The 7,092-nt window shown below is 58.9% G+C and carries 5 protein-coding genes; all 5 read right to left on the bottom strand.

All coding sequences use genetic code 11. From position 1 onward, the window contains the following. Positions 1 to 4 precede the first annotated feature (4 nt). Positions 5 to 1,489: an FHA domain-containing protein gene (locus VKV29_RS13445; RefSeq protein ID WP_324201827.1), complete on the bottom strand. Its 1,485-nt coding sequence runs from the start codon at positions 1,487 to 1,489 to the stop codon at positions 5 to 7. A gap of 11 nt (positions 1,490 to 1,500) precedes the next feature. Then, positions 1,501 to 2,823, bottom strand: a complete 1,323-nt coding sequence (locus VKV29_RS13450) for an FHA domain-containing protein (protein WP_324201828.1) — start codon at positions 2,821 to 2,823, stop codon at positions 1,501 to 1,503. Between the two features lie 62 nt (positions 2,824 to 2,885). Then, positions 2,886 to 4,505, bottom strand: coding sequence for an NAD(P)H-hydrate dehydratase (locus tag VKV29_RS13455; protein ID WP_324201829.1), 1,620 nt, complete (start codon positions 4,503 to 4,505; stop codon positions 2,886 to 2,888). 12 nt (positions 4,506 to 4,517) lie between these two features. Beyond that, positions 4,518 to 5,546: a Gfo/Idh/MocA family oxidoreductase gene (locus VKV29_RS13460; RefSeq protein ID WP_324201830.1), complete on the bottom strand. Its 1,029-nt coding sequence runs from the start codon at positions 5,544 to 5,546 to the stop codon at positions 4,518 to 4,520. 521 nt (positions 5,547 to 6,067) lie between these two features. Then, positions 6,068 to 6,757, bottom strand: coding sequence for a septum site-determining protein MinC (gene minC / locus VKV29_RS13465; RefSeq protein ID WP_324201831.1), 690 nt, complete (start codon positions 6,755 to 6,757; stop codon positions 6,068 to 6,070). Positions 6,758 to 7,092 lie beyond the last annotated feature (335 nt).

Consider the following 7,092-nt stretch of genomic DNA (forward strand, 5'->3'; position numbering starts at 1 on the left):
TTCACTACTCGAAGCGAAAACGGCTCGAACCAAACTGCACGGTGTCTCCGGGGTGCAGCACCTGGCTGGTAACGCGCACCCCATTGACGAACGTGCCGTTGGATGAGTTATTATCTCTTATCATCCAAACTCCGTTCATGTAGCTTAACTCCGCATGAGCGCGCGAGACGGTAGGGTCGTCGATCACGATATCTCTGCCGACCTCACGTCCGATGGTGATGGTGGGCTTCCCTAGCGAAATGACATCCCCGGCGAGAGGCCCTTCTATTCCCACCAGGCGACCAACCGAGGTTCCGACCCCTGCCATCGTCGCTGCGGCACCTGCACCGCTACTAAAAGACGTACCTGCTGGCGGGTCTAGTGCAGCCATGGGAGCTGAGGGCGCCACGGTGCATCGGCAGTTGCCGGCCGCATCTTTAGGCGCTCCGCAGTAGGGGCACAGATGAGAGGGCATGGGCGAGAGCGGATTGCCGGCAGCGCTGCGCGGCGTCTCCACCCCAATCGGTCGTACTTTGGAGGCGGTGGCGCGTTCTCGAAAGAGGATGCGGTGCATTCCTATCTGAATCATATCGCCGTCGTGCAACACCACTTTGCCGCCAGGCGGCACCGGCTGCCCGTTCACCAGCGTGCCGGCGGGAGTGCCTGCATCCACCAACACGTGCCGCTTGTCCTCCTTGCAGATGGCAGCATGCTGAATTCCCACATTTGGGTCGCCATACAAAGGCACATCGCAGCGCTCGTCACGCCCCAAAATGTTTATCGGTTTGTCTAAAGAGAAGTCGCGCCCTTCGTTACGGCCCACCAGCACGCGCACCCAGGCCTCTTTCAAAAGCTCCTCCACAATGCCCACCAAAAGGCCGGTGCAGGTAGCGATGGCCGTGAACCCGATGATTCGACTTAGCCCGCCCGCCTCATAGCAAGCGCCCGACTGAATCGGGGCTTCGAGAGGCGCCACCGTCACGGCTACAAGGTCGAAAACAAAGCCGCCGATAAACCCACCAAGAAAACCGCCCAACGCCCCACGCCAAATCCGCTTTAGGTGCATGGTGGCCATGCCGGCACCGGTGCCGATGCCCGCACCAAGCAGCGACCACCCAAACGCCCGAGCGATGACCTCATGGAGGAAGCTGGCCAAGCCCCCGTGGGAGTTCATGTTTGCCGAGCCGCCGAGCAGATTGTACAGCTTATTGCCAAACATCATGCCGATGTAGCCCAACAGGAAGCCGCCGATCAGCCCCACAACAACGCCGCGCAAGAGTTTGCGGAGATTGCCTTCTACAACGCCATCGGCGGTTCCCAGCAGCATACCCGGAAGCCCGCCCACGCAAAAAGCCAGCAGCCTTTCCTGCCCGGGAGTGGGAGGAACCGGCAAGCAGTCGCCAAATATCGTGCGCATCACTTGATAGTGAATGAGAGCCTCTTGAAGGAGCGCTCCGGCCAAACCACCAACCAAACCGGCAAGCGTACATACGATGATACGTGAGCGCATGGCTAATATCCTTATATCTCGAAACGAAAGCGGGTCATACCCACCTGAATCTCATCGCCCGGGTGAAGTGGATGGGGGGTTAGCGGGGGAATGCGCACCCCATTGACAAACGTTCCATTGGAGGAGCCGTTATCCACAATGACGAACTGTTCGCCCTGGTTTTGAATGCTGGCATGACGCCGCGACACGTTGCTATCCTGCAAAAGCACCACCGTGTTGGAAGAATCACGGCCGATGTCCACCTGCGGGCCTTGCAGTTCGAATATCTGCCCGGCGTAGACGCCCATGGTGCCCACCAAGCGCGGCCCACCCCCAACACCCCTAGGAGAGCCGGCCACACCGGAGGCGAAGGGGTCGGCAGTTCCTTCGGTGATCGGTGGAAGAGGTGGTTGCTCCGGCTTTTTAAAGGGCTGTACGTCCGGCTGAGACTGGGCTTCGGGGATGTGCATCCCGATCCCCTCAAAAAAGCGACGCAGGTGGCCTTGCCTATACGCCCAAACAACCCCATAGCCTATTCCTCCGATAACGCCAAGCCCGATGAGGGTAGAAATGATGTCGCCCAGCGGGTTTGACGGGGGTGGCGCCGGTGGCGTGGGGGTGACGCCTGGGGGCGGGGTTGTTGGTGCCGATGGGGCTGCAGGCAAGGGAACGCTATGAGCATCAGGCCAAGTGACGGTGATCGTGGGCCAATGATAGCCCTCTGCCGGCGGGTTGGTTGGCAGCGTTTGGGTTTGGCTGATAGGAGGGTCGTCGTCGTTTTTTACCGTAACGGTAAGGGCCACCCCCATAGGCACATTGGTGAACTGGGCGACCCCTTTATCGGCGGCCTTTAGGAGCCAACTCGCCTTATATTTTCCATCGGAGCTGGTAAGGGTAACGACCGCATCGGTGAGGCCGCCTTTACCCTCCACCTGAACAGGCACCATTACCGTTTGCACAAGGGTGAAGTCGGCATCGGTAAGGGCGGTAACTCCGTTGGTTTTGACCGGCAAGTGGGCCACTTTGCCGGTGGTGCGATTGATGACCTCCAAAACGGCATTTTTAGGCAAGTTTGCCGGCAGCGTTATGGCCACAACCTGGTTGGCATCGGTGGGGGTTGGCAGGGGCACAGGCGCCGTGGGAGCGCCATTAGGAGCCAGAAACCGATAGAGGAGGTCGCCGCTCACTTGCCGCTGAATCTGCAGGGTAGGCTGCGCGGTGGGCGACGGCTTGGCCGATGCCGAGGGAGCGACGGGCTTTTGGGCGTAAGCCGCCAGGCCGCAAAACAGCAGGCTCCCCAGCATCGCCACGGCGGCATAAGAACAGACCGTCGCCCTTCCTCTGCGTTCTCTCAACCTATCCCCCTGCCTACAGAAGAGATGAGGGGGGGCCGGTCTAAAAACCACTTCGATGCCTCCTAAAGAGATTCCGTAACACACGGACTTGGTTCAACAAAGAGTTTGCTGAACGCCATGGGCAGATGTTGGATGATGTCTCCTGCCGTCAGCGCTGCCTCTCCCAGTGTCCGGCAAGCGAGGTCTCCTGCCAGCCCATGCAGATAGGTGGCCAGCGCCACCGCCTCGGCAAGAACGTCCACCCTACCTCTTATATCGGTTTTATTGCGTTCTTGCGCAAGGGCTTGAGCTAATATACCCCCTAAAATGCCCGTTAGGCTATCGCCACTACCTCCTGTTGCCATACCGGGGTTCCCCGTAGTATTTACGGATAGCGTGCCGCTAGGGGTAGCAACGAGTGTATAGCGCCCTTTTAACAACGCTATCGCGCGAAAACGAGAGGCCAGCAACTTTACCGCTCCTACACGGTCGGACTCTATCTCCGACGTTGTTGTTCCTAAAAGTCGAGCCGCCTCTCCTGGATGTGGGGTAAGAATGAGGGGGGCCTCTTCGGGGCGTTCACGCAAGCAATCAGGGTTTTGGGCAAGGGCGTTTAATCCATCTGCATCTAGCACAATGGGTTTGTGAAGCACGCCGAGCAGATGCTGCACCAGAGCGACGGTTTGGGGATGTGTGGTAAGGCCGGGGCCAATGCAGAAGAGGGTGGCTTTCTGGGCGAAGCGCAGGATGTCGGACAGAGCCTCTTCTGTGAGAGCGCCCTCCGCATCGGCAAGCGGCAGCGTCATCTGCTCGTCGAGCTTAGCGGCCAGAACCGGCTGAATGCAGCGCGGTGCCAACACCGTTACAAGCCCGGCGCCGGCCCGCTGGGCTGCCCTCGCCACCAACGCCGGTGCTCCCACCATGCCCTGAGAACCGGCAACTATGCCCACATGTCCGAAGTGGCCTTTGTTGGCGTTGGGGTGACGGGGGCCGCATACGGTGGTGGCCACGGAGGAGGCTTTAGGTGCAAAGAGCCTGCCGAGATAGGGCAACCCGAGCGTATCCCAACAGAAACCGATGTCGCTTACATGCAGTTGCCCCACGTAGTCGGCAGCAGGGAAAAGGAAAAGCCCTATTTTGGGGCAGGCCAAGGTGATGGTGTGGGTTGCGCGCACGGCCTCTGCCGGCACGGCGCCCGTGTCCGAGTCGATACCGGAGGGAATATCCACCGCATAGATGGGGCAGCCAAGCCGGTTCATGGTGACGATGGCCCCACGAATCGGTTCGCGAGGGGCCCCCTTACTTCCGGTTCCCAACAGGGCATCTACCGCCAGTGCAGTATGGGGGTCGAGGGTAAGCTGTTGCGGGTCGGCGCCCACCACCACGGGCAGGCCCATACGACGCACCACCTGAAGGTGTGTGGCGGCATCCGCTTTCAGGCTCTCTTCTTTGCCAAAGAAGTAGACGGTAGGTCGTGCACCCAAAAGCGCTAGCCGCCGCGCCACCACAAAGCCGTCGCCGCCGTTATTGCCTCCTCCACAAAACAGCGCAACAGAGACGCCGGCCAAGGCCCCATACGTTTGCGCGATGACCCTGGCAACGGCGGCGCCAGCGTTCTCCATAAGCACGGCGCCGGGAAGGCCCACCTGCTCGATAACGTGGCGGTCGTGTTCGCGCATCTGCTCGGAGGTCAAAACGCGCATCGTACGAACGGGCTATCCTCTCTCCACATCCACCACACAGTTGTTTTCCCAGCTTTGAATGGCCGCCTCGATGATCTCTTGCACGGCCAAACCATCTTCGCCGCTCGCCTCTATCTGGTCACGAGGCACGCCGGCGTTCACCTGCTCTATCCAGCGCCCTATGCGCCTATCGAACGTCTGGTCGAAGCCCGTCATTCCGCCCATAATGCTGTTGCGAATAACCGTTAGTTCCTGGCTACGACGGGGATAGAACGTCAGCTCCTCGTAGAGGTTTTCCAAAACGAAGCGTCCCTCCGTGCCCATTACCTCACATCGCTCCAGGTTATGGGCAGGGTTGGCATCGTAAGAGCCGGTAAGGTGTCCCACCACGTCGTTCTCGAACAGCAGGTTCACCTGAACGTTTGACCAACAGACCCGCTTGCCGCCCGGCCCATCGGGCTTGGGTGCGCGATTGAAGAAGGCATGGACTTTTTTCACTGGGCCGCAGTAGTAGCGCATAATATCGAGCGAGTGGGGGTGAAGTGCCCGAATATGGAACCATGGTGAGCTTTCGTTGGGGTTGTCTATCCACATGGTCATATTCATAAGGAGAAGGTGCCCCAATTTTCCGCTCTGTACCCACTCTTTGGCCTTGGCTGCCGGCGGTGTAAAGCGGTGGTTTAGATTAATGCCAAAGTAGAGTCCTTTTTTACGTGCGGTCTCCACCATTTCCCGTGCGTGATGGATGTTGTTGCTGATGGGCTTTTCGCAGAGCACATGCAGGCCGGCCTCGAAACACTGCATGGTCGGCTCGTAGTGGTGCCCACCGTTCTCCGGGCCGGCCGTACAAACCGATACGGCCTGCAGCTTGTCGCCCACATCCGCCAGCATCTCTTTAATGCTGTGCCAGCTCTTCACGCCGTCGCGTGCCGCAAGACGGTCGGCACGAGCGGCATCTATATCGCAGTAGCCCAACAGCTCGGCATCGGGGTGACGCATGTAAACCTGTCCATGCCGCGCCCCAATGCCTCCGGCCCCAATAACGGCCACTTTCAATGCCATAACATCGCTCCTTATATGTTGATACCCTATCTGTTGGAACTCTACACCGTTTGAGGGCATGATTCCTTCTTTGTTTTCGATTTGAGATGGATCTAGGCAAGCCCTGTGCCTGCCCCTACTTACCTGTCTCCCCTCTCCCTGTAGGGGGAGGGGATGGGGCTTGAAGAGCCGGTGATACGCCCGTCATTTCGAGCCGAAGGCGAGAAATCTTGAGTTTCAATGCTCAGCAGTTCTGAGAGGATAGGGGTGGGGCTGACAATCTCGCGGCTCTAGAGGCAGTTTGTAGAGCAGGTCGGCTTTGTTCGCCCCCTATCCCGTCCTTTCCGTCCTCGCGGACAGCAATGCAGCGGCCAGCGAGATGGGCGATGAAGGGAATAAAAACTGGCCGCTGAGTTGCCCACCGCGAGGAGCCCTTATCGCCAATTGGGGGGTGGGAAGCGAGTAGCCTACTGCACCAAAAGGGAAGGTTGCCGGGAGCATGGCGCGCACACCATGTGCTGGCAATGCGGTCGGATGGTCTCTCACAGGGGTGAGACTTGAATGATGCCGTCTACAATGCGCGCCACTTCGGGGCGCCGGCTTGCTGTTGCCGCGCGGGTATCCTCCTCGGGTGCGCGAGCAATTTGGCCGGCAATGCGGAGTTGTTGGGGGCGCATGTTGCCCGCCACAATGCGCGCCTCCTCGTTGCCATAACAGCCAGCATGGGCCAAACCGCGCAACGTTCCTAAAACCACAATATCCCCACCGGCAATTACCTCTGCACCTGGGTTTACATCGCCGCCCACGATCAGGTGCGCGTGGTGCGTAAGCCTCTGCCCGGAGCGCACCGTCCCCGCATAGTAAAGCGCGTTGTTGCCTGTGGCATCCGCGCTCGCTTCGGCGCTAAGGGGCGCGCCCGGAGCGATAAGATAGACGCCGAGGGCTAGCCGACGGGCCGCCTCTTGGGTGTGCATGTCGGTACTGACAACGGCCACAACCAGCACCCCGTAGCGATCACGTAAAAGCGCCACCAAATCGTGCAGTAGCTCATAACTAACTTGGCGCACGCCAAACTCGATGGTGACCTGCACTCCCCGCACCGACATGGAGGGCTTGGCCTCCTCAAGCCGTGCTTCTATCTGGGCAAGTGCCTCTTCCCACTCCAAGTCGGCAGGCACCGTAAGTAGAAACTCCTGCAGCAACCCGTTATGCCACGGCTGCAGCGTTACCATAGATACTCCTTTTGGTACAGAGTTTTCTACTATTATTCGCCGTCACTTCCCAATATCCTGCTTAGTCGTCGAAGTCTCTCTCACAGCACGTATGTCCTAACAATATGCTGCGTTTGTTAGTTGTTTTCAAATACCAACTTAATTATGCAGATACAATTTTGCTATCTTACCTCCTAAACGCTAATTTACACCGCAAACGCTTAGGGAAACGGTTCGTGGTCTTTTAGGCCAATTGCACAGGCAGCAGAAACGCGTTACAAGCGTCAGAACTTCCCTTTTGACCAGCCGCTGTAAAGTGCCCAGCCTATCCAACCGTGCTCGCCAGGTTTCAGGCG

Origin of the sequence: Chthonomonas sp. (assembly GCF_035294165.1) — a bacterium.
Classification (GTDB): Bacteria; Armatimonadota; Chthonomonadetes; order Chthonomonadales; family Chthonomonadaceae; genus Chthonomonas.